This window comes from Amycolatopsis iheyensis, assembly GCF_024703995.1.
GTDB classification, from domain to species: Bacteria; Actinomycetota; Actinomycetes; order Mycobacteriales; family Pseudonocardiaceae; genus Amycolatopsis; species Amycolatopsis iheyensis.
Window position 1 is genome coordinate 180,915 of sequence record NZ_JAMXQV010000016.1, and the last position, 25,040, is coordinate 205,954.

Below are 25,040 nucleotides of genomic sequence, written 5' to 3' on the forward strand. Positions count from 1 at the left end.
CATCACCCGTGATCCAGCGGGCATCACCCGTGACCCGACGGGCATCACCGTGATGCCTCTCCAATCACACGTGATGCCCCTTCAATCACGCGTGATGCCTTTCCAAGCACGCGCGGCGAGTCAGTCCGGGGGGTTGAGCAGGGCTGTGATGTGGGTGGCCAGGCGGGTGCTGTTCACCGGTGTCACGTTCACCCAGTCCTCGCCGCCGCGGCCCGGGGTTTTCGTCGCGCAGTACGCGCCGACGTCCGTGTCGAACCACGTCAGGCCACCCACCCTCGTGACCCGGCCCGACGGCGCGCGGCGGCTGACGCTGAACTGGCCCGCCGCGTACACCGGGCGGGCCTGGATCGCCAGCACCTCCTGCACTTGCGTGGCCGACGCCGCCGAGCGGGCGGAGCCCGGGTCCGCCAGCGCCGACGCCGACAAGCTGACGCCGTAGCCCGGGCCGGCCTCCAGCTGGGGCAGGACGTCCACCAGTGCCGTGCCCAGCTCGCCCGGGCGGATCGAGTCCAGGGCGATCGTCTGCTCGGGCTGGGTCGCCAGCACACCCCGGCGGCCGAGGGCCGCCGTCACCGCGCGGAACGGCGTCGGCGCCGTCATGTCGGCCAGCGCTTCGCACGCGACGTACACCTCGCCGGCCGCCAGGAGCTCCAGGCGCGCGGCCAGTGCGGGCTCCAGCGCCGAACCGTCGTAGAGGCCGCGTTCGGCGAGGTTCTCGTACACCGCCTTCCGCACCTCGGCGCGCTCCTGCTCCGTGCCGCCGACGCTGCGGACGCTCAGCGGCTCCGGCGGCCGGTCGTGGCCGAGGTCGGTCCAGAGGATGTCGAACGCCGACGCCGAAACCCGGATCAAGCCGGCCCCAGCGCCGGCGGGGCCGGGAACGTCTCGGCGGGCACGTGGCCGCGCAGTGCGGCGTCGCGGGTCCGCATGACGTCGATCGCCTTCTGCCGCGCGGCTTCCGCCTCGGCGCGGCGGGCCGCCATCTCGTCGGCCAGCCCCGACAGGACGAGCACGCTGCCGGACGACGCGGCGTCCCGGATCATCGACGCCGGGTCGTAGGTCACCGGCGGCGGCATGTCGGCGCGGGCCCGCGCCGCCGCGTCCGCTTGGGCGCCGACCGCCCCGGCCACCGAGGCCGACACCGACGCGGAGTGCGAAAGCCACTGCGCGGCCCGGCCCACCGCCGCCCGCGCCGCGTCGCCCGCCTCACCCCGCCAGTTCTCCTGCGAGGAGCTGATCAGCGCGGCGAGGTCGGCGGTCGACTCGTGCAGCCGCTTCGCCAGCTCCTCCCAGCGCGCCCCCGCCTCGCCCGCCGCGACCGGGTCGTTGCCGGCCTCGACTTCCGCGGCCATCGCCTCGTGGCTGTAGGACTCGTACCGCGCGGTGGGCACGGGGGGCTCGGTCACGGCGCACCTCTCTCAGGGCAGCTTGGGCTCGACCAGCCCGGCCACCGTGCCCGCGCGGCGGCACGCGAGCGGGGTGTCCGAGAAGCCGGTGTTGCTGACGTCGATCTGGACGCTGGCCGCGTCACCCACCCCGAGCAGCACCGCGCAGGTGCCGTCGGCGGCCTTCTTGTCCGCGACCTGCAGGGCCTGGTGGGTGCCGACCTTCGTCTTCGTGGCCGTCTTCCGCGCGACCTCGAGGTCGGCCAGGCTGTCGGTGTCGCTGAGGGTCACCGTGACGCCGAAGGTGCCGGGCACCGTCCAGTCGCACGCGCGGTCACCGGCGATGCTCTTGGGCTTGCCGAGCACGCTCACCCCGGCCGCCGACCGGTCCTGCGGGCCGAGCAGCGTGCAGGGGTCGAGTGCGGCCAGGCCGGTCCAGCCGGCCACCGGCGGAGGCTCGGCCGTGGCGGTGGCGTGCGCGGAAGCGTGCCCCTCGGCGGCCGGCTGGGCGGCCGGCCGCTGCCCGCACCCGGCGGCCAGCACCAGCAGCGCCGGCACCCACAGCAGTCGCATCCGCTCAGCCACCGGTGCAGTCCACTCCGTCCGCCGCGGTCTCGTCGGCGTGCTGGTACTTCGCCAGCGCCGTGCCGATCCGGTGCTTCAGCGTCTCGAGCTCCTTGCCGAACGCGGTCAGCTGCTGCACGGCCGAGCCGCGGCCGCCGATGCCGTACTCCGCCATGAACTTGCCGATCTCCCCCGCGTACCCGCCGCCGAGCGGCACGGTCCGGCCGAGCACCTTGGCCTCGCGGACCATCTCGCCGACGACGTCCTGCAGGGCGCCGAGCTTCGCGTAGGCGTCGGTGGCCAGCTCGGGCGCGACCGCGAACCCTCGGACGTCGTACGGTGGTTGCGCTCGCACCTCGCTCATGAGCGGTTACGCCTCTCCGTAACGGGACGATCTCGATCCGCAGCATACGACAGAACAGCGGGTCAGCGGGAGCACCCAGAATCGGGTGACAACACACCCGTTCGGGGTATCGTCCCTGCTTGCGCAGTGTCATCGACCGTCGTGCCGTGCGTGATTCCCCCGGCTTCGCGGGGTTCCGCCCCCTGGTTCGCCCGGGTTTGACACACTGGATGGAAGGCTGTCGCTGCGCACGGACAGCAGCGAGGGGCCGTCGGGCCCGGCGGTGCGCACAGTGCGCGCGGCCATGCGCCACCAGGAGGTCGAGTGACGTCGAGAATCCAGTCTGCGGCGCCCGGATCGGGCGAGCAGGCATCCGGGCGACCGCCTTATCCGGCGGAGTCCCCGGGCAACGGCCGCGCCCCCGGCCGCCCGGCGAGAGTGTCGCTGGACGAACTGCACGAGACCGCGCGGCGGATCGCCGCCAACGTGGAGCGGGTGCTGGTCGGCAAGCCCGACGTCATCCGGATCGCCCTGGTCACGCTCCTGGCCGAAGGCCACCTCCTGGTCGAAGACGTGCCCGGCGTCGGCAAGACGTCGCTGGCCAAGGCGCTGGCGCGGTCCATCGACTGCACGGTCAGCCGCATCCAGTTCACCCCGGACCTGCTGCCGAGCGACGTCACCGGCGTCTCGATCTACAACCGGCAGAGCGGTGACTTCGAGTTCCGCCCCGGCCCGGTGTTCGCGAACATCGTGGTGGGCGACGAGATCAACCGCGCCTCGCCGAAGACGCAGTCGGCGCTGCTGGAGTGCATGGAAGAGCACCAGGTCACCGTCGACACCTCGACCTACCACCTCGACGAGCCGTTCATGGTGATCGCCACCCAGAACCCGATCGAGATGGAAGGCACCTACGCGCTGCCCGAGGCCCAGCGCGACCGCTTCACCGCGCGGGTCTCCATCGGCTACCCCGACCAGCAGGCCGAGCTGGCCATGGTCGACGAGCACGCCGGTCACAACCCCCTCGAAGACCTGCAGCCGGTCTCCGACGGCGAGACCGTGCACCGGCTGATCGAGACGGTCCGCGGGGTGCACATCGCGCCGGAGGTCCGCCGCTACGCCGTCGACCTCGTCGCGGCCACCCGCGGCGTCCCCGAGATCCGGCTCGGCGCGTCCCCGCGCGCGACGCTGCACCTCGTCCGCGCCGCGCGGGCGCAGGCGGCGCTGTCGGGCCGCGACTACGTCGTGCCGGACGACCTGCACACGATCGCGGTGCCGGTGCTGGCCCACCGGCTGGTCCTGACCACCGAAGCCCACGCGGCACGCCGGTCGGCGACCGACGTCGTGCGAGCCGTGCTGCACCGCGTGCCGGTGCCGCAGGGCTCCCGCCCCTAGTCCCACCGGCGAAGGGGGAATCGGCATGCTGCGTGCCCTGTCCGGCCTGACCACCCGCGGCCGCTGCCTGCTGGCCGCGGGGATCGCGGCCGCGGTGTGCTCGTTCGTGCTCAACGAACGCGACCTGCTGCGCGTCGCGGTGTTCGTCGTGGCGCTGCCGCTGCTGGTCGCCGCGTTCATCTCGGCGACCCGGCTGCGCATCGGCGCCACCCGCGCGCTGCACCCCCAGCGGGTCGCGGTGGGCGGCAACGGCGAAGTGCAGCTGGAGCTGTGGCGCAGCGGCCGGCTGCCGGCCGGCGAGATCCTCCTCGAGGACGGCGTGCCGTACGCGCTGGGTTCGCGGCCGCGGTTCGTCGTCGAGCGGCTCCCGCACGACCGCCGCGTCGCGCTGCGCTACCCGCTGCAGCCGGTATTGCGCGGGATCCAGCAGGTCGGGCCGCTGCGCGCGACCATCACCGACCCGTTCGGGCTGTGCGAGTTCGAGCGCGAGCTGATCGGCCACTCGCGGCTGGTCGTCGTGCCGCGGGTGGTGGCGCTGTGGGGCCTGCCCAGCGGCGCGGGGATCGGCGTCGGCGACGACGGCACGGTCCGCTTGCACGCCGGGCAGGGCGAGGCCGACGTGATCGTCCGCCAGTACCGCCAGGGCGACGACCTGCGCAAGGTGCACTGGCGCTCCACCGCCCGCCGCGACGAGATCATGGTCCGCGTCGAGGAACGGCCGTGGCGCGGCGGCACCACGGTGCTGCTCGACCACCGGGCCGCCGCCCACCACGGCGCCGGCCCCGCCGCCAGCCTCGAGTGGGCGGTCTCCTTCGCCGCTTCGGCCGCGCTGCACCTGCGCCGCTCCGGGCACCGCGTCAAGCTGGTGACCGAGCACGGCGTCACGCTCGCGGACACCCCGGGCGACGGCGGCGACCACTACGACCACGTGGTGCTCGACGCGCTGGCCGCGCTGCAGCCGGCGCACCAGCGCGACATCACGCTCGCCAGCGACCCCGCCGACGGCCAGGAGCTGATCGCCATCCTCGGCACGATCAGCACCGAAGCCGTCCACGAGCTCGCCCAGTTCCGCCCGCGGGGCATCCGCAGCCTGGCCGTCCTGCTCGACACGCCGACCTGGTCGGCGGGGGTGAGCGCGCCGGAGCAGCGGGCCGCGGCCACGGAGGACTCGGCGGCGCTGCTGCGCGCGTCCGGCTGGGGCGTGGTGATCGCCGGGCCCGGCTCGCCGATGCCCCAGGTGTGGGCGGAGCTGTGCCGGAGCGGCGCCCGCCGCGGCACGCTGATCGGCGGTCCGCGATGAGCTGCACGCACCAGCACGCCGGACAGCCGCCGGCGATGACCGCCCGGCGCTCCTTCTCCCCGATCGGTGGTCCGCGATGAGCACCGCCGCCCCGCCCCGGCCGTCCGGTTCCCCGGCGAGCCGGCCACGGCGCCCCGCGTCCCAGCACCCCCTGTCCGCCTGGCGCGGCAGCCTGCTCGCGCCGGCCGCCGCCGGGGTCGCCACGCTCTGCGCGGCCACCTCGGTCACCAGCGTCGTCTCCGGGCTGGCCTGGTTCGGCTACCTCTTCGTCGCCGTGCTGCTGATCGCCGCCACCGGGCTCGCGCTGCGGTCGCTGCAGGTGCCGACCGTGCTGGTCGGCCTGGGCCAGCTGCTCGTGCTGCTCTTCCTGATCACCGGCGCGTTCACCACGCACGGGATCCTGCAGGTCATCCCCGGCCCGGAAGCCTTCGGCGAAATCGGGAACACGCTTTCGGCCGCCGCCGAACAGATCCGGGTGGGGCTGCCGCCCGTCGAGGGCAGCCAGCCGATCCTCTGCCTCGTCACGATCCTGATCGGCCTGGTCGCCGTCCTCGTCGACACGCTGACCGTGGCCGCCGCGGCGCCCGCCGCGACCGGGCTGGTGCTGCTCTGCGTCTACGCCGTGCCGGCCGCGTTGAGCGAAGAAATGCTGCCGTGGTGGACGTTCCTGCTCGGCGGCGCCGCGTTCGCGGGCCTGCTGGCCGTCGACGGCAACCACCGGCACCGGCGCTGGCGGACCCGCGAGGCGCCCGGGCGCAGCGGCAAGCCGGCCGTGCTGTCCGCGCCGGTCGCGGTCGTGGCCGCGGCGATCGTGCTCGGCCTCTTCGGCGGGGCGATCACCTGGGTCGGCACGGTCGGGCGGATCCCGTTCGGCAACGGCGGCGACGGCCCGGGCGCGGGCGCCGGCGGGTTCGGCATCCAGCCGTTCACCGAGCTGCGCGGCATGCTCGACCAGGGGTCCAACCGCGAGCTGTTCAAGGTCCGCGGCCTCGGCACCGACCGTCGGCTGCTGCGTGCGCTGACGCTGGACACCTACTACCCCAACAAGGGCTGGGGCCTGCACGACGAGGGCCGCTCGCAGCAGGGCGTCCAGGTCGGGCCGCAGCTGCCGCCCGCCCCGGGCGACGACGGCAGCGGCGCGGCCCGGCGGATCGACGTCGAGCCGACGAGCTGGCGCGACAACTGGCTGCCGGTCTTCGGCGCGCCGCGGGTCATCGACGGCGCGGGCACCGGCTACCTGTACGACCAGGTGAGCGGCACGGTCTTCACCACGCGCAGCGAAAACCCGCCGTCGTACACCGAATACGCGTCGCTGAAGGAGCCCACGGCCCAGGAGCTGCGGGTGACGTCGCGGGTCGACGACCTGCCGCCGCGCTACACGCAGATCGACCGGGTCGACGACCGCGTCCGCGCGAAGACGCAGCAGCTGATCGCCAACGAGTCCAACGACTTCGACCGGGCGTCGGCGATCTGGCGCTACTTCACGGCGCAGAACGGGTTCGTCTACGACACGAAGACCGCGCCGGCGAACGACGCCGACGCGCTCGCCGACTTCATCCTCAACGGCAAGCGCGGCTTCTGCGAGCAGTTCGCGTCCGCGATGGCGGTGATGCTGCGGGTGGCGGGCATCCCGTCGCGGGTGGCGATCGGGTTCACCCCGGGCACCCAGGTGAACGACTACCTGTCGATCAGCAGCCAGGACGCGCACGCGTGGGTCGAGGCGTACTTCGGCGAGAAGGGCTGGGTGACGTTCGACCCGACCCCGCTGTCCGACGGCCGCGGCATCACCCCGCCGTACCTGCAGGCCGGCTCCCAGGACGGCAACCAGCCGGACGACACGCAGGTGGCGCCGAGCACGGTCCAGTCGAGTGCGGCGCCGACCGGCGCCCCGCGCGACACCGAGCAGAATTCGCAGGCCCAGGGCCCGCAAGCGACCGAAGCGGGCGCGCCGGGCTGGCTGTGGGTGCTCGTCTGGGTGCTGATCACGCTCGCCGTGCTGGCAACCTTCCAGGTTCTGGTGGCGACGGTCCTCTACCGAAGACGACCCGAAGCCCAGCCGGAGAGCATGCCGGCGCTGACCGGGTTCCGGGCGGTGCTGAAGAACTGGATGCCGCTGATCACCACGGTGTTGTGGGTGGCGGTGCTGGGTGCGCTTTCGTGGCTGCTGGTGTGGTGGTTCAGCTTGATCGTGGTGCTGCTGCTGGCCGGCCTGCTGGGCCCGTCGGCGGCCCGCGACGTCCGGCGGCGGCGCCGGCTGCAGGAGATCGTCGGGCAGCGGCCGGGCGCGGCGGACGCGGCGTGGTCGGAGCTGCGGGCGGAGTGCGCGGACCGCGGGCTGCCGATCCCGCCGAGCGACACGATCCGGGTGGCGGGCCAGAAGCTGGCGGCGAAGCACCACCTGGACGACGAGGGCCGCGACGGCCTCCGCACGGTCATCGGCGTGGTGGAGCGGTCGTGGTACGGCGAGGACGGCAGGCCCGACCCGACGCTGCCTTCGGCGTTCGACCACGTGCGGCGGAGCCTGCACCGCAACGCGCCGCTGTCCTGGAAGGGCCGGCTGTTCCCGCGCTCGCTGTTCCGCAACCGCGACTGAGGCTCGCCCCCTGGGGCCGAGCACACAAGAAGATCCGCGTCTCGCCCGAGGGCGGGACGCGGATCTCGTGGTCTCGCGGCGCTACTGTTCCTCGAAACGCTGGCGGAAGCGCTCCTCCATCCGCTGGGTGAAGGAGCTGCGGCGGCCGGATTGCTTGCCACCGCCGCCGCGGGAGCCCGATCCACCGCCCTTGCCGTCCGCTTCGGCGCCGTGCCGAATCGATGTGACGGCCAACATGACCCCGAAGAACATCACGAGGAACCCGAGCACGCTGATCAGCGGGATGTCGGCCACCCGGAACTGCGGTACCACCACGCCCAGCACCAGCAGGGCCACGCCCACTACGAACAGGGCGATGCCCTGAATACGCCGTCGGCGAGCGGGGCGACGCAACCGGGTGCCACGCACCGTGGATGCGAACTTGGGGTCCTCGGCATAGAGCTCGCGCTCGATCTGATCGAGCAGCCGCTGCTCATGCTCGGAGAGTGGCATCTTTCCTCCTCCGGCACAGCTGTCGCGGGCGCCGGGCCGCGCAACGTTCTGGACCCAACAGCCAACCCCAGGCGGGGTGGCACTGTCCAGGATACGAGGCCCGCGCCCGGACGACTACCCGATCCCGCATCCAGAAGGGATCGAATTGGGCTGAATCCTTCCGGATCGGGGTCGCGGGCGGTCATCGTAGCCGTCGGTAACCAATTCACGGCCTCGGCGGCGGTGTGGGGGAGGTTGACGGCGGGCAGGATCACCGAGGGTATGCGGACTGGTGGGGCGGGCGTGTGGTGGCCGCGGGGAGGGTGATGAACGAGTCACCTGCGCCGGGCGGGGGCGGGCGCCGGGGGCATGGGCCCGCACTCGGCTCGGCTCAGGTCCGGCAGCGAGCAGCCGGGCTTGCCTCGCCGGGCCCGCGAGAAAGCGGTTGCGCGAGCATCCTCGCAGGGGCCGGAGTCTGCTGAGCCCTCGACGACGGGCTGCCCGGCCATCGCCGAGAGAGCAACGCGCGCCTCACCGACCCCCGGCTCACCCCGGCCCTCCGCCCCGCGGCCCTCCCGAACTCACCGCCCCCTCACTCCTTCCGCGGCCCCAGCAGCGAAGCCGGCCGCACGGCCGCAGACCCGAAATTCGAGCGGGCCACGTCCGCCGCCACCTCCGCGTCGCGCCACCTCGGCGCCGGTGAGTCGAACACCAGCTGCTCGCCCGCCTCGCCCGTGTCCAGACCCTCGACCCGCACCCCGATCAGCCGCACCGCCCCCGTCGGCGCGTGCTCGGCCAGCAGCGCCACCGCCACCGCGTGGATCTCGCGGGCCACGTCCGTCGCCGAGACCAGCGTGCGGGCGCGGGTGATCGTGCGGAAGTCCGCGAACCGCACCTTGATCGACACCGTCCGCCCGCGCACCCCGCGCTCCCGCAGCGTCGCGCCCACCCGGTTCGCCAGCCGCAGCAGCTCCAGGCCCAGCTCGGCGCGGGAATGGCGGTCCACGTCGAACGTGTGCTCCGCGCCGATCGACTTCTCCGGCGAGTCGACCACCACCGAGCGCTCGTCCACGCCGTGCGCGAGGCGGTACAGGTGCTCGCCCACCGCCACGCCCAGCGACTTCTTCAGCCGCTCCGGCGGGAACGCCGCGACGTCGGCGATCGTGTCGAGACCCAGCCGCCGCAGCTGTTCCTCCGTGCGCGCGCCGACGCCCCACAGCGCCGACACCGGCAGCGGGTGCAGGAACGCCAGGGTCTCCGCCGCCGGCACGACGACCATCCCGTCCGGCTTCGCCATGCCCGAGGCCAGCTTCGCGACGAACTTGACCTTCGCCACCCCGACCGAGCAGGTGATCCCGTGCTCCGCCGCGACCCGCGCGCGGATCTCCGCCCCCAGCGCGGCCGGCGTGGCACCGAGCCGCCGCAGAGCCCCGCTGACGTCCAGGAAGGCCTCGTCGAGGCTCAGTGGTTCGACCAGCGGCGTCAGCTCGCGGAAGATGCCCATCACGCCGCGGGAGACCTCGCTGTAGAGCCCGCCCGTCGGCGGGATGTTGATCAGGTGCGGGCACAGCCGCTTCGCCGTCGAAAACGGCATCGCCGAGCGCACGCCGAACTTCCGCGCCGGGTAGTTGGCCGCGGCCACCACCGCGCGCGGCCCGCCGCCGGACACGACCACCGGCCGGTCCGCCAGCTCGGGCCGGGTCCGCAGCTCGACCGACACGAAGAACGCGTCCATGTCGACGTGCAGCAGCCCGCAGCCGGTGTCGTCCGGCAGCGGTTCCCCCGGCCGGACCCGGAACCGGCCCATGCCTCCTGGCAGCTCAGCGTTTCGCCCCACGGCCCGGACGCTACCGGCCACCACCGACAGTTTCGGTTCGAGCGGCAGCGCGACGGCCGAAACCCGCCGGAAGGGTCAGGCGAGCCGCGCGACCGCGTGCAGCCGGCCGGCGATGTCCCGCAGCACCGGCGACTCCGCCGCCGCCCGCTCGAACTCCGCCAGCTCGTCTTCGCGGACGTCCCCGCCGACCAGGTCCGCGATCACCCGGTCCCCTTGCACCAGCGTGACGTCCAGGCCCGCGGCCTCCAGCTCGGCCCGCAGGCCGGCCGCGGAGTACCGGCGTAGCACCGTGTCGCCGGCCACGATCCCGTCCGCGCTTTCGAGCAGCTGCCGGGCCTCGCCGACCCGGCCCGACAACGCGCGGTTCAGCACCGCCGCGTGCCGGTTCGCGACCAGCACCGACACCGCGCCACCCGGCGCGACCGCCGCGGCCAGCGCGGCCAGCACCGCGGCCGGGTCGTCGACGATCTCCAGCAGGCCGTGCGCCAGCACCAGGTCGGCCGAGCCGGCCTCGACGTAGCGGCCGAGCGCGTCGGAGTCGTCCGCGACCACCGTGATCAGGTCGGAAACGCCCTCTTCCTCGGCTCGGCGCTGCAGCGTGGCCAGGGCGTTCGGGCTCGGCTCGACGACCGTCACCCGGCAGCCCGCCGCCGCGAACGGCACGGCCCAGCCACCGCTGCCGCCACCCACGTCGACGACGAGGGGGTGCTCGGCGCCCCGGGCGCGCGCGGCCTTCAGCTCGGCCTCGAGCACCCGGCGAACGGCGCCCGAACCCCGGGCGGCCACGGTCTCCGTCTTCATGCCGCACAGGGTAGTGCCCGCCCCCGCCCGCCTCCCCGGCTCCTCCCTTCGAGTGAACGCCCCTTGCCTGACGGCGCGCCGCGCGCGCACCCGTAGGCTGGACGACGTGCACACGGTCGCCGTACTCAGCCTCAAGGGAGGCGTCGGCAAGACGACGGTCGCTCTCGGTATCGCGTCCGCCGCCCTGCGTAGGGGCACCCGGGCGCTGGTGGTCGACCTGGACCCGCAGGGCAACGCCACCACCTCGCTCGACCCGCCCTACACCGACGCCACCCTCGCGGACGTGCTCGAAACCCCCACCCGGGCGATGCTGGAGCGAGCCATCGCGCCGAGCGTCTGGAGCGAGGACGTCGACGTCCTCGTCGGCGCCGAAGAGCTGGAGCTGCTCAACGACCCGGACGCCGATCCGCAGCGGCTGGCGAACTTCTCCCGCGCGCTCGACGAGCTCGACCGCGAGCCGTTGCGCGAAACACCGTACGAGCTGGTGATCCTGGACTGCCCGCCGTCGCTGGGCCGGCTGACGAAGTCGGCGCTGGTGGCCGCGGACAGCGCGTTGATCGTCACCGAGCCCACGATCTACGCCGTCGCCGGCGCGAACCGGGCCCTGGAAGCGATCGAGAAGATCCGCAAGGAGCTCAACCCGGACCTGCGCCCGATCGGCGTCCTGGTGAACAAGCTGCGCGTGCGGTCCTACGAGCACCAGTTCCGGATCGCCGAGCTGCGCGACAACTTCGGCTCACTGGTGATGCCGACGGCGATCACCGACCGGCTGGCGGTGCAGCAGGCCCAGGGCGCGTGCAGCCCGATCCACGAGTGGCACTCCCCCGGCGCGCAGGAGATCGCGCTGACGTTCAACATGGTGCTGGCGAAGATCCTGCGCTCCACCCGGGCGGGCCGGCACCGCGTCGCGGGTGAGGACCCCGAGGGCCCGGACTGGCCCGAAGGTCCCGCACCGGAGACACCCGAGGCCCCGGCCGAGGTGTCCGAAACCACCGGATGAGCCGTGCCCGAAGGTGACACCGTCTACCTCGTCGCCCGGCGCCTGGAGAAGGCATTGGCGGGGAAGACGCTGCTGCGCGGCGAGTTCCGCGTGCCGCAACTGGCCACTGTGGACCTCGCCGGGCGCGAAGTGCTCAGCGTCGGCACCGTCGGCAAGCACTTGTTCATGCGCTTCTCCGGCGACCTGACGCTGCACTCGCACCTGATGATGGACGGCATGTGGGACGTCAACGTCCGCGGCGGGCGGTGGCACCTGCCGGCGCACTACGCGCGGGTGATCCTGACCGCGGCCGACGTCCAGGTGATCGGGTTCCGCGTGCACGACCTCAAACTCGTGGCCACGGCGAAGGAACACGACCTCGTCGCCCACCTGGGTCCCGACCTGCTCGATCCGGAGTGGACGGACGAGCACGCCGAGCGCGCGGTCGCGAACCTGACCGCCGACCCGGCGCGCGAGCTGGGACTCGCCCTGCTGGACCAGCGCGTGCTGGCCGGCGTCGGCAACCTCTACAAGTGCGAGATCGCCTTCCTGCTCGGCGTCACCCCGTGGACCCCGGTGTCCGAAGTGGACGCCGCGCAGGCGGTCGCGCTGGCCCGCAAGCTGCTGACGACCAACATCCGGGCCGGGACCTTCGCCCAGAGCACCACCGGTCACGTCAACCGCACCCGGAAGAACTGGGTGTACGAGCGCACCCGCTTCGGCTGCTTCCGCTGCGGCGGCAAGGTCCAGGTCCGCCAGCAGGGCCACGACGTCCAGCGGCGGCCGACGTGGTTCTGCCCGAAGGACCAGACAGGTCCCTACCCACCGCAGTAGGCTGCACCCCGTGACGTCGTTCAAGCTCCCGCTCTACGGGGCCGACACCGAACGCGGCGACCTCGCTCCCTGAGCCGTCCGCGCCTCCCGTCACCCTTCTCGACACCCCAGGGAGCTTTGTCATGCCCGGAATCCGCGCCTTTGCGCACGCCTTGCCCAAGGTCGAACTGCACGTCCACCTCGTCGGCTCGGCGAGCCTGCCGACCGTCCTCGAACTGGCCCGGCGGCGGCCGTCGGCCGGTGTCCCCACCGACGCGCGGGAGCTCGCGGAGTTCTTCACCTTCCGCGACTTCGCCCACTTCCTCACCGGCTACCTCGCGGTCACCTCGCTCGTGCGCGACCGCCACGACATCCACACCCTGGTGGCCGGCCTGGCCGCGGATCTCGCCGCGCAGAACTGCCGCTACGCCGAAGTCACCGTGACGCCGTACAACCACCTGCTCGACGGGATGCCCGGCGACGAGCTGCTGAGCGGGCTGGAAACCGGCCGGGCCCGCGCCGCCGAGCTGGGCGTCGAACTGGCCTGGTGCTTCGACATTCCCGGCGAAAAGGGCGCCAAGGCCGGGCAGGAGACGCTCGTGTTCGCGCTGCGCGAACGCCCGGAAGGCCTGGTGTCCTTCGGGCTCGGCGGGCCGGAGCTGGGCGTCGGGCGCGCACGGTTCGAGCCGTTCTTCACCCGCGCCAGGGAAGCCGGGCTGCACAGCGTCCCGCACGCCGGCGAAACCACCGGCCCGGCCACGATCTGGTCCGCGCTGCACGACCTCGGCGCCGAGCGGATCGGCCACGGCACCAGCTGCGCCGGCGACCCGGCCCTGCTGGAACACCTTGCGGCGCACCGGATCCCGCTGGAGGTGTGCCCGACGTCGAACGTGCGCACCGGCCAGGTGCCGAGCATCGCCGCGCACCCGGTGCGGCGCATGCTCGACCACGGCGTCGTCGTCACGCTCAACACCGACGACCCGCCGATGTTCGGCGCCACGCTCACCGGCGAGTACGTCGCCGTCGCCGAAGCACTGGGCCTGTCGGCCCTCGAACTGGTGCGGCTGGCGGAGAACGCCGTCGACGCGTCCTTCCTCGACGAGCGGCGGAAGGCTCTCCTGCGGAGCGAGATCACACAAATAACGTTGCCGGACCCCGGGAACTTCGCCTAGCGTGGCAGTACACGAGAAAGGAGGTGGTCCTAAGTTGTATTCCAACAGGACTCGTGAGGTGGCTGTCCGCTAGCGGATGGCACGTGAAGGACTTTGAGCAGCGATACAACTGAGCCACCTTCGGCTCATCGCCTGCTTCACGTGATGCCTGATAGCGAATACCAGGCAGTCACCGTGCCCCCGGGGTTTCCGAGCACCAGTCCGGCTCGGGCTCGAGCGTTTGACGGCGCTTGAGAGGCACCCCGGGGGTTCCTTCATGCGCTCATTTGTGCAGGTCACGCCGTCGATCGGCGGCGAACGACCGTCCGGCGATCCAACGCCGGGATTCGACGAACGCGTTCCGCCGTTCTGTCCCCCGGACGGCTCAAGCTCGCTAGCCTGGAAGCATGCTCAGGCCCGACTACCCGGTGACCACGGAACGCTTGCTCCTGCGCCCGTTCACACCCGGTGACCTCGACGCGCTGAACTCCTTCCAGTCCCGCGCCGACGTCGCCCGCTACCTCTACTGGGGGCCGCGCAGCCGCGCCGAATCGGCCGCCGCGCTGGCGAAGCGCGTGCACAGCTCCACGCTCACGAAGGAAGGGCAGTTCCTGGCCGTGGCGGTCGAGCTGGCCGCGACCGGCCAGCTGATCGGCGACCTGAACCTCGAGTGGCTCAGCAGTGAGCACCGCCAGGGCGAGATCGGCTTCGTCTTCCACCCGGACCACCACGGCAAGGGCCTGGCCGCCGAAGCGACCACGGAGCTGCTGCGGCTGGGCTTCGAGGAGCTGGGGCTGCACCGCATCATCGGCCGCTGCGACGGCCGCAACGAAGCCTCCGCCGCGCTGATGGAACGCCTCGGGATGCGCCGGGAAGCGCACCTCAAGGAGAACGAGATCGTCAAGGGCGAGTGGACCGACGAACTCGTCTACGCGATGCTCGAAGACGAGTGGAAGGACCGCGGCTAGTGGCCGCCTTCACTCCGAGGTGACGCTCGGGTAGCGGCTTCCGGGCGATTTGGCAGCATGGGGGCGTGTTCTTCGACAAGATCGTCCGCCCGGCGCTGTACCGGCTGTCCTACCACGATCCCGAGCTGGTGCACGAGCGCACGGTCGCCGTCCTCGCCCGGCTCGGCAAGGCCGCGCCCGCGCTGGGCGGGGCGCTGCGCGTCGACGATCCGGTGACGGTGCTGGGCCTGCGGTTCCCCAACCGCGTCGGCCTCGCCGCGGGCATGGACAAGAACGGCCGGGCGCTGCCCGCGTGGGCCGCGCTCGGCTTCGGTTTCGTCGAGGTCGGCACGGTGACGCGGCTCGCGCAGCCGGGCAACCCGAAGCCGCGGCTGTTCAGCCTCCCCGCCAGCGACGCGGTGATCAACCGCATGGGCTTCAACAACGACGGCGCGGAAGCCCTCGCGGCCAAGCTCGCCCGCGACGGCAAACCCGGCGTCCCGCTGGGGATCAGCATCGGCAAGTCGAAACTCACCCCGCTCGAAGACGCCGTCGAGGACTACCGGTTCTCGCTGCGGGCGCTGTACCCGTACGCCGACTACTTCGCGATCAACGTCAGCTCACCGAACACGCCCGGGCTGCGGCAGCTGCAGGACCGCGCCGCGCTCGCCGAGCTGCTCGGTGAGCTGCGCACGACCTCCGCCGAGCTCGCCGGGTCGGGCACGCCGACGCCGCTGCTGGTGAAGGTCGCGCCCGACCTGACCGAAGACGCGCTGGCCGAGCTGCTGGACGTCGCGCTCGAGCACGGCGTCGCCGGCATCATCGCCACGAACACCACGCTCTCCCGCGACGGCATCGCGCCCGCGGAAAGCGGCCTGGCCGGGCAGGGGGGAGGCCTGTCCGGCCGGCCACTGACCACCCGCGCGGCGGAGGTCGTGCGGTTCGTGCACGACCACACCGGCGGGAGCTTGCCGATCATCGGCGTCGGCGGCGTCCTCGGCCCGGACGACGCCCTTCGCCTGGTGGACGCCGGCGCGTCGCTCGTGCAGCTCTACACGGGCTTCGCGCTGCACGGGCCGGGCCTGGTGCGCCGGGTCAGCCGGGGCCTCGCAACCCGGCGGTCGAGGTGAACCGGACGTACCCGCGCCACGACTCGTAGCGGTCCAGACCGGTGCCGTTCGCGGCCGGGTCGCACCGGACGGCCAGCGGCCGCGTGCCGTCGTCCAGCTCGACGCGGTCGAGCACGAACGGCCGCGCCAGCGTGGCGGCGAACGCCTCGAACGCGGCCGGGGACAGCCGCCAGCGTTCGCCGTCGAGGACGTGGCCGCCGTCGTCGAGCACGCCCGGCTGCGGGGGTTCGGTGTCCAGCAGCACCATCCGGTAGCTCTCGGTGGTCCGGACCGGTCCGGTGAACCGCGCGCCGAGCCCGGTGAGCGCCGCGTTGAGCGGCTGGCCGCGCAGGTGGGCGCCGAACACGACGACGTCCTCGCCCGGCTCGGGGTAGGGCGTCATGGGCTCGTCCGTGCACACGGTCGCGAGGTCCAGACCGATCTGGTCCTCGAACGCGCGGGTCAGGAAGGTGACGCCGAACGGGCGGCGGTCACCCGGCAGCACCGGCACGGTGACCGAGGCCAGGTCGAGCCGGTCCGCGAACGCCGTGCCGGCGGCCAGGCGGTGGTGCACCCCGGCCGGGTCGGCGAGCGCCTCGGCCAGCTCCGGGTGGTCCGGCACGGTCGGCACGAGGAGCGCGTCGAAGCCGTCGATCGCCGGCTCGTCGACGGGTTCGAGGATCGCGCCCGTGGCCGTGAGCCGCTTGACGACGAGTTCGAACGCCAGTGCCGCGGCGTCGCTCAGGGCGAGGTTGCGCGGGTAGGCGATCCGCGGGTGCTCGCCGGCGCCGAGGCGGACGTCTTCGGGCCAGGGGCGCGTCGAGGAGACGCCGTCAGGGCCGGTCATCAGCGCAAGCGCTTGCCGCCCGGCGACCAGGCCGGTCGTGTACACGGAAATGCCGTCGCCGGAGCGGACGCCGGTCATCGGCAGCAGGCCGCGGGTCGGCTTCAGCGCGACGACGGCGTTCAGCGCCGCCGGGACCGCGCCCGCGGTGCTCAACGCGAGGTCCACGATGCCGAGCGCGACGGCCACCGCCGCGCCGCGGCCGCCGGTCTTGGCGTGGTCCCAGGCCGAGGCCACGGTGGCGCACCCGGTCTTGCCCAGCACGACGGCGCCGGCGGCGGTCAGCCGCGCGACGAGCGTGGCGCTCGCTTCCGGCACGGAGCGGCCGGACGGCTGCCCGGCGACGTCGACCAGCTCCGGGACGGCGAAGACGGTGCCGGCCAGCGGCAGGGTCTCCCCCGCCTGGACGCGGTCGTCGACGGCCTTCGCGTCGACGAGGACGTCTTCGACGGCGCGGAGGGTGGACCAGAGTTCGGGGCGGTGGGCCTCGGTGAGGCGTTCGAAGGCCGAGATGACGCGCTGCGAGGCGGTGGGCGGGGTCGGCGGAGTCGGATCCGGGTCCGGCGGGAGCGTGTTCACGGGGCGTCCTTTCCTCGGCGGTCGAGAAAGTCCACTGTGTACGGTCGGCGCCGGCGAACCTCAGTCCACGGCTGGCCTCCCGGCGAGTGACACCTCTACATGCATGACAGAAACGTTAGTTCGCGGACGTTTCCGTAGCGATCAGTTTCCGATTACGCGCATGTTTCGGCACCGACAGGTGAACAGGCGGCGACGCCGGGGTGAAACGCACGATCACGCACACCGGGTGACGAAGTCCGGAAACCGCCGGATCCGGCACCCGAACGGCCGAGTTTGAAATCCCAACGGCCCAGCGAAGCCGGAATCCGCGTGATGGAGGGGTCAACTCACGTGTTTGGAGAGTCGACACGCGTGATCAGAGGGTCGACACGCCGCCGCGGGGCCGGTTTGCCGTGTCGACGCTTCAATCACGCGTGTCGGCTGTCCAATCACGCGTGTCGACCCTTCGATCACGGTCAGGAGAGTTCGCGGAGTGCCATGGCGAGGCCGGCCAGGCGGTCGGTCGCGTCGGTGAGGGCCTGTTTGGACGTGACCAGGCCGTCGCTCGACGCCGCCACCGTGTGGCCTGCCGCCGCGACCAGGCCGCGGAAGCCTTCGAGGCCGTCTTCGAGCTGTTCGCGCAGCTTGCCGACCGCCGCGTCCAGGGCCGCCTGCTCGCGGGCCGGGGCGGAGTTGCGGCCGCGCTCGATCGCCTGGATGCGTCCGGCGAGGCCGCGCAGCGCCGCCGCGGCTTCGGTCGCCGTCTGCCGGGCGTCCGCGACGGACACTTCGGACACCGGGGTCGTGCCCACCGACGACGGCACCGAGAGCTGACGCAGCAGCTCGGACAGCGACGCCTCGCACTCGGTCAGCCGCTCCATCGGCTCGCGCGCGGCGGAGCCGGCGGGCGGCAACGGCGGCGGGCCGGCCGGGGCGGCCGGGGCGGCCGGGATCGGGGTGCGCTTGAGCTCCCGCAGCTTGAGGCCACTGCGGACGCCGAACGTGCCGAACACGACAGCGCCGGCGAAGGCCATGATCGCCTGCGGCATCATCGCGGCGCCGGTGGCACTCATCCAGCCCAGCCCGGCGGCGACGGCGAGCACGCCGCACAGCACGGTCAGCAGGATCCACAACGTCATCGCGCGCGACGCCCGGCGCTTGCGGCGCTCGAGCTTCGCGGCCGGGTGGTTCCAGCGATCCCACTTGGCGCGGGCCTCGGCGAAGGCCGGGACCTGGTTCGCCATCGACGACCAGGTCGCCGTCATGTCGGGCCGGCGCACCGGCGGCCGCTGCAGCGGGTTCGGCCGGGACCGCGGGGGTGGGGCGGTCTTCCCGCCGGCCTGCTCGGCCGGCGGGAAGTACTTCTGCACCTTCTGGAGCTTCTCCTGGGCGCGCACGGCGTAGTCAGGCAGCTTCTCGATGTGCTTCTCCAGCTTCGCACCGAACTCGCCGAAGTCGCGTCGTCTGCCCTGCTGCCCCATGCTCGCCCCCTTCGAACGGCGTCCGGCGTCAGGCCGGGTTCTTGCCCTGCTCCGCCTGCACGCGTGCCTGGATCTCGCGCTGGATGTCGGCCGAGCTGCTGGCCGGCTTCTGCGCTGCCGCCTTGCCGCCGTCGGTGACCTGCGCGACCGACTCGCCGCGCATGGACGAGCGGATCTGCTCGAGCCGCGAGTGGCCGGCCAGCTGCGTGGTGGAGGCCTGGACCTCCATCATGCGCCCCTGGACCGAGTTCTGGGCGAGCTCGGCCTGGCCCAGCGCCGTGGTGTAGCGCTTCTCGATCTTGTCGCGGACCTCTTCCAGCGACGGCGTGTTGCCCGGCGCGGCCAGCTGGCTCATCTGGTTGAGCGAAGCGGAGACCTGCTCCTGCATCTTCGCCTGCTCCAGCTGCGAGAGCAGCTTGGTGCGCTCGGCCAGCTTCTGCTGCAGCATCTGCGAGTTGCGCTCGACGGCCTGCTTCGCCTGGGCCGCGGCCTGCAGCGACTGGTCGTGCAGCGTCTTGAGGTCCTCGATGTTCTGCTCGGCCGTGACGAGCTGCGTCGCGAAGCTCTCCGCGGCGTTCTCGAACTCGACGGCCTTCTGCTCGTCACCCTTGTTGCGGGCTTCGTCCGCGAGGACGAGCGCCTGCCGGGTCGAGGCCTGCAGCTTCTCGACGTCGCCGAGCTGCCGGTTGAGCTTCATCTCCAGCTGACGCTGGTTGCCGATCACGGAGGCGGCCTGCTGCGTCAGCGCCTGGTGGTTGCGCTGCGCCTCCTCGATGGCCTGCTGGATCTGTACCTTCGGGTCGGCGTGCTCGTCGATCTTCGACGAGAACGCCGCCATCATGTACTTCCAGAACTTCACGAACGGGTTGGCCATCTCCTCCGCCTGCCTTCTTGCGTCCCACGGGCCTAGGTACTCGGGGTGTGGGGCGTCGCTCCCCTGCATGTGCAACGCACCGACCCCGGCGTCGGGTTCCATCGTGTCAGGTCGGCCACGTCCGTTCCAGGCGACCCGGCCGAATTCAGGGATCGCCCTGATCACCCCGAGTAGGCAACGCGAACGGCCCCGGGCGGGTTGCCCGGGGCCGTCGTCGTTTCCAACCTGCGATCAAGCCGCGATCGTCGAGGCCAGCTTCGGCTGCCCGATCGTCGTCCGCAATGTCGTGTTCATCCTCGGCGCCGGGGAAACCCGCAGGTCGGCGAGGTCGTTGCCGATCAGCTCCGACATCAGGCGGCCGCCTTCGATGCCGGCCGCCGAGGCTTCGGCGCCGCGCTCGGGCACCTTCTCCCGGGGCGCGCCTTCCACGATCCGCTCGTCGACCGGGGCGACCTCGACGTTGTCGAGGGCCGAAACGTCCGCCGCCACGTTGTGCAGCAGTTCGCCGAGCGGAAGGTCCAGGGCCTGGCAGATGGACGCGAGCAGCTCGCTCGACGCCTCCTTCTGGCCTCGCTCCACCTCCGAGAGGTAGCCGAGGCTGACCCTGGCGGCGCGGGAGATGTCGCGCAGCGTACGACGCTGGTTGGTGCGGGCATGACGGAGCCGATCACCGATCGCCTCACGCAACAGCACGGTCATCACGCGCCTCCCTTCCGAACAAGTACCCCCTACGTTACCCAGAGCGGTGCCCCGGGCGCAGGAGTTGGCGTGCCCGTACGCCAAGGGCGAACGCCCGATTCAGCCCAGATGTTCCCCGAGCAGGGCAAACGCCGCCCGGACCGATTCGGTCCTGATCAAGTCCCGATCGCCGCTCAAGGCCAGCGTACGGACTGTGCGTGTTCCCGGCCCGACGAGCCCGACGTGCACCGTTCCGGGCGCAACACCGTCCTGAGCCGACGGCCCGGCCACCCCGGTGAGCCCGAGGCCCCACGTCGCCCCGCACCGGTCGCGGGCGCCCTCGGCCAGCTGCGCGGCCACCTCCGGGTGCACGGCGCCGTGCTCGGCCAGCAGTTCGGCGTCGACCCCGGCCAGCGCGGTCTTCAGCTCGGTGGCGTAGACGACCAGCCCGCCACGCAGGACCGCGCTCGCGCCCGGCACCCGCGCCAGCGTCGCGCAGACCAGCCCGGCGGTCAGCGACTCGGCCGCGGCGACGGTCTCACCCCGCGCGGCCAGCGCCTTGACCAGTGCTTTCTCGTCCACCCTCAGGCTCCGGTGACGCGGCGGCCGGCCGCGCGCAGCCGGATGGCCCGGACCAGGTAGTCCACGCCGGTGACGACCGTCAGCACCAGGGCCAGGCCCATCAGCGCCCAGCGGACCGGGTCCGCGCCGGCCGGCAGCGGCAGCAGGTACGCCACGATCGCGGCGATCTGGGCCATCGTCTTGGCCTTGCCGCCGCGGCTGGCCGGGATCACGCCGTGCCGGATCACCCAGAACCGCAGCAGCGTGACGCCGATCTCGCGGACCGCGATGACGATCGTGACCCACCAGCCCAGCTCGCCGAGCACGCTGAGCCCGACGAGCGCGGCGCCGGTGAGCGCCTTGTCCGCGATCGGGTCGGCGATCTTGCCGAAGTCGGTGATCAGGCCGTACTTGCGGGCCACCCAGCCGTCGAGCTGGTCGGTGGCCGAGGCGACGGCGAACAGGCCGGTCGCGATCGCCCGCCAGGTCGTGTCGTGGCCGTCGCCGACGAACAGCGCCACGACGAACAGCGGCACCAGGACCAGCCGGGACAGCGTCAGCAGGTTCGCGACGTTGAGCGTGGGGACCGGCGTGGCGACCGGGACCTGGGCGGGGCCTTCGTGGGCCGTGCCCTCGTCGGCGGCGTCGCTGGGGAGCGCACTCACCGGTCGGCGTCCGGCACCGCGCGGACGATCAGGTCGACGCCCGCCGAGTCCACGACCTCGCAGCGCAGGAAGTCGCCCACCTCGGCCTTCTCCGGCGCGTCGAGGATGACGCACTCGCCGTCGACCTCCGGCGCCTGGTGCGCGGCGCGGCCGGTGAGCTCACCGTCGTCGTCCAGCTCGACGAGCACGTCGACGAAGGTGCCGATCCGGTCTTCGGCGCGCTGCGCGGTCAGCTCCTCGACCAGCGCCGAGATCCGCGTGACGCGCTTGGCCACCTCTTCGGCGTCCAGCTTGCCCTCGAAGGTCTCGGCCTCCGTGCCGTCCTCGTCCGAGTAGCCGAAGACGCCGACGGCGTCGAGGCGCGCGCCGGTCAGGAAGCGTTCCAGCTCGCTCAGGTCGTGCTCGGTCTCGCCGGGGAAGCCGACGATGACGTTGGTGCGGATGCCGGCCTCGGGCGCGTACTCGCGGATCTGCTCGCACAGCGCCAGGAACGAGTCGGTCGAGCCGAAGCGGCGCATCCGGCGCAGCACCTGCTCGCTGGAGTGCTGGAAGGACAGGTCGAAGTACTCGGCGACTCCCGGCGTGGTCGAGATGGCCTTGACCAGCTGCGGGCGCGTCTCGGCCGGCTGCAGGTAGGAGACGCGGACGCGCTCGATCCCGTCGATCTCGGCCAGCCGCGGCAGCAGCCGCTCCAGCGCGGTGGCGCCGTCGCGGCCGAAGTCCTTGCCGTAGGACGTCGAGTTCTCGCTGACCAGGAACAGCTCCTTGACGCCGTGTTCGGCCAGCCACATCGCCTCGGCGACGATCTCGTCCGGCTGCCGCGAGACGAAGGAGCCGCGGAACGACGGGATGGCGCAGAACGAGCAGCGCCGGTCGCAGCCGGAGGCGATCTTCAGCGCGGCCACCGGCGAGTCGTCGAGGCGCGTGCGCAGCACTCGCGGGCCCCAGCCGTGCTGCGCGTGACCCGGGACCTCGACGCTCTCGGCCGCGGCGGGCCGCTGGACCGGGCTGATCGGCAGCAGCTTGCGGCGGTCGCCCGGCGTGTGCGAGGCGACCTTGCGGCCCGCGACGACGTCGTCGAGCCGGTCGGAAAGCTCGGCGTAGTGGTCGAAGCCCAGCACGGCGTCGGCTTCGGGGAGGCTGTCGGCGAGCTCGTGGCCGTAGCGCTCGGCCATGCAGCCGACCGCGACGACCTTCTTGCCCGTGTCCGAGGCCGCCAGCAGGGTGTCGACCGAGTCCTTTTTGGCCGACTCGACGAAGCCGCAGGTGTTGACCACCACGACGTCGGAGTCCTCGGGATCGGCCGCCAGCTCCCAGCCGCCGGCCGCCAGCCGGCCCGCCAGCTCCTCCGAGTCGACCTCGTTGCGGGCGCAGCCCAGGGTCAGCAGGGAGACACGTCGAGTGGCGGCGGAGTCCGTGGTGGGAGAAGGCACGACGTTCAGGGTAGCCGCCGGTCCCCCGGGAGCCGACGACGGCGTAGCCCGGTAGTGACGACGTCCCTTCCAGACGATGTGGCAGTGTTGACGATCGTGCCGTCCGACTCGCCCGCCGTCCGACTCGCGCGGATCGCCGACATCCGCAAGATCAAGGCCCTGGTCGACTCGGATGCCGGTCGCGTCCTGCTGGAGAAGGACCTGGTCACGCTGTACGAGGCGGTCCAGGAGTTCTGGGTCGCCGAGGTCGGCGGCGAGGTCGTCGGGGCGGCGGCGCTGCACGTGCTGTGGGAGGACATCGCCGAGCTGCGGACCGTGGTGGTCGACAAGGCCGTGCGCGGCCAGGGTGTCGGGCGTGTGCTCGTCGCGCGGCTGGTCGAGGAGGCCCGTGAGCTGGGTCTCCGGCGGCTGTTCGTGCTGACCTTCGAGACGAGCTTCTTCCAGGGCCACGGTTTCGTGGAGATCCAGGGCACCCCGGTGTCGCACGAGGTGTACGAGGAGATGCGGCGCTCGCACGACACCGGTGTCGCGGAGTTCCTGGACCTGCCCTACGTCAAGCCGAACACGCTCGGCAACTCGCGGATGCTGCTCGAGCTCTGAGTCAACCCCTGTCACCTGGGGAATTCACGCCCATCACCCCAACTTCGCGAGAAATTTTCCAGAACCCTTCTTTCGGGCGGTGACGTGCGCCACCCGAACCCGGAAGCTGATCAGGCACTCGTCCACCTGATCGCAAGGAACACCACGATGCGCACGACACTGCGGAACCTGGGGGCCACCGTGGCGGTGGCCGCGACTGTCGGCGGAGGCGTCCTGGCGGGCGCCGGCACCGCGGCGGCCGTCGACATCCCGACAGTCACCGACCAGTACCTCTTTTCGACGTCCCTGTCCGGCTTCGAGTCGATCCGGAACCAGGCGCCCTACAACGGCCAGCTCGACTGGTCGTCGGACGGTTGCTCCTGGTCCCCGGACACCCCGTTCGGCTGGCAGTTCCTCCCGGGCTGCCACCGCCACGACTTCGGCTACCGCAACTACAAGAAGCAGGGCCGGTTCAGCGAGGCGAACCGGCTGAAGATCGACGACAACCTGTACTCGGACCTGAAGAGCGTCTGCGGGTCGAACGTGGCCTGCAAGGGCGCGGCCTGGACGTACTACGAGGCGGTCCGCAAGTTCGGCGGCTGAGCCCGCACCCCTGGCCCGGGTCCGCCCGGGCCAGGATGGGGGCATGGAGATCGATCACCTGCTCAGCACGACCCGCGCGGTGCGCCGCAAGCTGGACCTCGACCGGCCGGTCGAGCCGGCCGTCCTGGAGGAGTGCCTGAACCTCGCCCTGCAGGCCCCGACCCCCGGCAACGTCCAGGCCTGGCGCTGGCTCGTGGTGCGCGACCAGGGCGTCAAGGACCGCCTCGGCGTGCTGTTCCGCGAGGTCGGCGAGGCCTACCTGGCGGGCAAGGCCGACGCCGACCCGCGGGCGCTGGCCTCCGGACGGCACCTGATCGACGTGATCGAGCGGGTCCCGGTGTTCGTGATCCCGGTCCTGGCGGGCCGCCCGGCCGGCGACAACTCCACCGACGCGGCCTTCTACGGCGGCATCTTCCCCGCGGTGTGGAACTTCCAGCTGGCCCTGCGCTCCCGCGGACTGGGGTCGACGCTCACGACGTACCACCTCGCGCGGGAGGCCGAGGCCGCCGAGATCCTCGGGATCCCCGAGGGCTTCACGCAGGCCGGGCTGCTGCCGGTGGCGTACACGACCGTGCCCGACTTCAAGCCGGCCTCGCGTGTCCCGCTGGCCGAAGTCGCCTACCTCGACAGCTGGGGCACGCCGCTCAGCTGATCCGGACGGTGGCCTCGCCGCCGTCCTCGCTCACCGACACCAGCTCGACCCGGCTGGCCGCGAACGTCGTCGCCTGCGGGCCGGTGCGCGGACCGCTGTGCAGCTCGGCCGTGGTGCTCTCACCGCGGCCGGGCTCGCTCAGCAGGAACGCCAGCGTCGCCTCGCCCTGCCAGACGCACGTCATGTTCGGGCGGCACCGGGAGTCCGACACCACGCGCGTGTAGCGGATCGTCAGGTCCTTGCCCTGGATCGCGGCCTCGTGCCCGAGGCGCAGGGTGACGTCGCCGGTCGGCGCGGTGCTGACCGTCGACGGCGACGCGGGGCGGGCCGGGGCCGGCACCCCCGAGGCGACCGAGCTCCCGGCGCCCACCGCGACGACGGCGACGGCGAACAGTCCGGCTGCGATGCGCTGCAGGTCCATGTGCTC

At 72.5% G+C, this 25,040-nt stretch carries 26 protein-coding genes; 11 read left to right on the forward strand and 15 right to left on the reverse strand.

The genetic code is table 11. From position 1 onward, the window contains the following. Positions 1 to 120: 120 nt before the first annotated feature. The 4 genes from M8542_RS28810 to M8542_RS28825 are packed head-to-tail and all read right to left on the reverse strand — an operon-like array spanning position 121 to position 2,313. Positions 121 to 852, reverse strand: coding sequence for an ESX secretion-associated protein EspG (locus tag M8542_RS28810; RefSeq protein ID WP_257923397.1), 732 nt, complete (start codon positions 850 to 852; stop codon positions 121 to 123). After that, entirely contained in the window at positions 849 to 1,406 is a 558-nt protein-coding gene (locus tag M8542_RS28815; protein ID WP_257923398.1) for a PPE domain-containing protein, read from the reverse strand. Before M8542_RS28815 ends, M8542_RS28810 begins: the two co-directional genes overlap by 4 nt. 12 nt (positions 1,407 to 1,418) lie before the next feature. Next, positions 1,419 to 1,970: a DUF3558 domain-containing protein gene (locus M8542_RS28820; protein ID WP_443642424.1), complete on the reverse strand. Its 552-nt coding sequence runs from the start codon at positions 1,968 to 1,970 to the stop codon at positions 1,419 to 1,421. After that, positions 1,963 to 2,313, reverse strand: coding sequence for a hypothetical protein (locus tag M8542_RS28825; protein ID WP_257923399.1), 351 nt, complete (start codon positions 2,311 to 2,313; stop codon positions 1,963 to 1,965). Before M8542_RS28825 ends, M8542_RS28820 begins: the two co-directional genes overlap by 8 nt. 303 nt (positions 2,314 to 2,616) lie before the next feature. Here M8542_RS28825 and M8542_RS28830 point away from each other — a divergent pair, with 303 nt between their 5' ends. The 3 genes from M8542_RS28830 (at position 2,617) to M8542_RS28840 (ending at position 7,577) form a co-directional block, all read left to right on the forward strand. Further along, the gene (locus M8542_RS28830) at positions 2,617 to 3,684 is read left to right on the forward strand and encodes an AAA family ATPase (protein ID WP_257923400.1); all 1,068 of its coding nucleotides are present in this window, start codon (positions 2,617 to 2,619) and stop codon (positions 3,682 to 3,684) included. A 25-nt stretch (positions 3,685 to 3,709) separates the two neighbouring features. Continuing rightward, positions 3,710 to 4,984 carry a DUF58 domain-containing protein gene (locus M8542_RS28835; RefSeq protein ID WP_257923401.1) on the forward strand — a complete coding sequence of 425 codons (1,275 nt, stop codon included), beginning with the start codon at positions 3,710 to 3,712 and terminating at the stop codon, positions 4,982 to 4,984. A 76-nt stretch (positions 4,985 to 5,060) separates the two neighbouring features. Further along, positions 5,061 to 7,577 (forward strand): transglutaminase TgpA family protein, encoded by a 2,517-nt coding sequence (locus M8542_RS28840; protein ID WP_257923402.1) that lies wholly within the window; start codon positions 5,061 to 5,063, stop codon positions 7,575 to 7,577. Between the two features lie 81 nt (positions 7,578 to 7,658). On the opposite strand, the gene M8542_RS28845 is transcribed toward M8542_RS28840, so the two are convergent. From M8542_RS28845 to M8542_RS28855, 3 genes are all read right to left on the reverse strand, one after another. Then, on the reverse strand, positions 7,659 to 8,069 hold the full coding sequence (locus M8542_RS28845; protein ID WP_257923403.1) for an SCO2097 family morphological protein: 411 nt from the start codon (positions 8,067 to 8,069) through the stop codon (positions 7,659 to 7,661). A 571-nt stretch (positions 8,070 to 8,640) separates the two neighbouring features. Continuing rightward, positions 8,641 to 9,855, reverse strand: a complete 1,215-nt coding sequence (gene dinB, locus M8542_RS28850; RefSeq protein ID WP_257923471.1) for a DNA polymerase IV — start codon at positions 9,853 to 9,855, stop codon at positions 8,641 to 8,643. A 105-nt stretch (positions 9,856 to 9,960) separates the two neighbouring features. Further along, entirely contained in the window at positions 9,961 to 10,686 is a 726-nt protein-coding gene (locus M8542_RS28855; protein ID WP_257923404.1) for a methyltransferase domain-containing protein, read from the reverse strand. 106 nt (positions 10,687 to 10,792) lie between these two features. Here M8542_RS28855 and M8542_RS28860 point away from each other — a divergent pair, with 106 nt between their 5' ends. From M8542_RS28860 to M8542_RS28880, 5 genes are all read left to right on the forward strand, one after another. Next, positions 10,793 to 11,686 carry a ParA family protein gene (locus tag M8542_RS28860; RefSeq protein WP_257923405.1) on the forward strand — a complete coding sequence of 298 codons (894 nt, stop codon included), beginning with the start codon at positions 10,793 to 10,795 and terminating at the stop codon, positions 11,684 to 11,686. A 3-nt stretch (positions 11,687 to 11,689) separates the two neighbouring features. Further along, positions 11,690 to 12,499, forward strand: a complete 810-nt coding sequence (locus M8542_RS28865) for a DNA-formamidopyrimidine glycosylase family protein (RefSeq protein WP_257923406.1) — start codon at positions 11,690 to 11,692, stop codon at positions 12,497 to 12,499. 122 nt (positions 12,500 to 12,621) lie between these two features. Continuing rightward, on the forward strand, positions 12,622 to 13,650 hold the full coding sequence (add, locus tag M8542_RS28870; RefSeq protein WP_257923407.1) for an adenosine deaminase: 1,029 nt from the start codon (positions 12,622 to 12,624) through the stop codon (positions 13,648 to 13,650). 386 nt (positions 13,651 to 14,036) lie between these two features. Beyond that, complete coding sequence (locus M8542_RS28875) at positions 14,037 to 14,597, forward strand: GNAT family N-acetyltransferase (RefSeq protein ID WP_257923408.1); 561 nt, start codon at positions 14,037 to 14,039, stop codon at positions 14,595 to 14,597. Between the two features lie 65 nt (positions 14,598 to 14,662). Continuing rightward, positions 14,663 to 15,706 carry a quinone-dependent dihydroorotate dehydrogenase gene (locus M8542_RS28880; RefSeq protein ID WP_257923409.1) on the forward strand — a complete coding sequence of 348 codons (1,044 nt, stop codon included), beginning with the start codon at positions 14,663 to 14,665 and terminating at the stop codon, positions 15,704 to 15,706. Here M8542_RS28880 and M8542_RS28885 read toward each other — a convergent pair. From M8542_RS28885 to rimO, 7 genes are all read right to left on the reverse strand, one after another. Further along, positions 15,672 to 17,108 carry an allophanate hydrolase-related protein gene (locus M8542_RS28885; RefSeq protein WP_257923410.1) on the reverse strand — a complete coding sequence of 479 codons (1,437 nt, stop codon included), beginning with the start codon at positions 17,106 to 17,108 and terminating at the stop codon, positions 15,672 to 15,674. The genes M8542_RS28880 and M8542_RS28885 overlap by 35 nt on opposite strands. A gap of 455 nt (positions 17,109 to 17,563) precedes the next feature. Continuing rightward, entirely contained in the window at positions 17,564 to 18,568 is a 1,005-nt protein-coding gene (gene pspM, locus M8542_RS28890) for a phage shock envelope stress response protein PspM (RefSeq protein ID WP_257923411.1), read from the reverse strand. 28 nt (positions 18,569 to 18,596) lie between these two features. After that, positions 18,597 to 19,442 (reverse strand): PspA/IM30 family protein, encoded by an 846-nt coding sequence (locus M8542_RS28895; RefSeq protein WP_257923412.1) that lies wholly within the window; start codon positions 19,440 to 19,442, stop codon positions 18,597 to 18,599. A gap of 231 nt (positions 19,443 to 19,673) precedes the next feature. After that, the gene (locus M8542_RS28900) at positions 19,674 to 20,141 is read right to left on the reverse strand and encodes a helix-turn-helix domain-containing protein (RefSeq protein WP_257923413.1); all 468 of its coding nucleotides are present in this window, start codon (positions 20,139 to 20,141) and stop codon (positions 19,674 to 19,676) included. Positions 20,142 to 20,240: 99 nt separating this feature from the next. Next, a complete protein-coding gene (locus tag M8542_RS28905) occupies positions 20,241 to 20,702 on the reverse strand; it encodes a CinA family protein (RefSeq protein ID WP_257923414.1) in 462 nt (153 codons plus the stop codon). Positions 20,703 to 20,704: 2 nt separating this feature from the next. Beyond that, complete coding sequence (gene pgsA / locus M8542_RS28910) at positions 20,705 to 21,346, reverse strand: CDP-diacylglycerol--glycerol-3-phosphate 3-phosphatidyltransferase (RefSeq protein ID WP_257923415.1); 642 nt, start codon at positions 21,344 to 21,346, stop codon at positions 20,705 to 20,707. Beyond that, complete coding sequence (rimO, locus tag M8542_RS28915; protein ID WP_257923416.1) at positions 21,343 to 22,779, reverse strand: 30S ribosomal protein S12 methylthiotransferase RimO; 1,437 nt, start codon at positions 22,777 to 22,779, stop codon at positions 21,343 to 21,345. The genes pgsA and rimO overlap by 4 nt, the downstream gene beginning before the upstream one ends. An 87-nt stretch (positions 22,780 to 22,866) precedes the next feature. On the opposite strand from rimO, the gene M8542_RS28920 reads away from it, so the two are divergent. From M8542_RS28920 to M8542_RS28930, 3 genes are all read left to right on the forward strand, one after another. Then, on the forward strand, positions 22,867 to 23,379 hold the full coding sequence (locus M8542_RS28920; protein WP_276587244.1) for an amino-acid N-acetyltransferase: 513 nt from the start codon (positions 22,867 to 22,869) through the stop codon (positions 23,377 to 23,379). Positions 23,380 to 23,526: 147 nt separating this feature from the next. Then, complete coding sequence (locus M8542_RS28925) at positions 23,527 to 23,961, forward strand: phospholipase (protein WP_257923417.1); 435 nt, start codon at positions 23,527 to 23,529, stop codon at positions 23,959 to 23,961. Positions 23,962 to 24,004: 43 nt separating this feature from the next. Continuing rightward, positions 24,005 to 24,613: a nitroreductase family protein gene (locus M8542_RS28930; protein ID WP_257923418.1), complete on the forward strand. Its 609-nt coding sequence runs from the start codon at positions 24,005 to 24,007 to the stop codon at positions 24,611 to 24,613. Here M8542_RS28930 and M8542_RS28935 read toward each other — a convergent pair. Beyond that, a complete protein-coding gene (locus M8542_RS28935; protein ID WP_257923419.1) occupies positions 24,606 to 25,034 on the reverse strand; it encodes a hypothetical protein in 429 nt (142 codons plus the stop codon). The two genes, M8542_RS28930 and M8542_RS28935, sit on opposite strands and share 8 nt — an antisense overlap. Positions 25,035 to 25,040 lie beyond the last annotated feature (6 nt).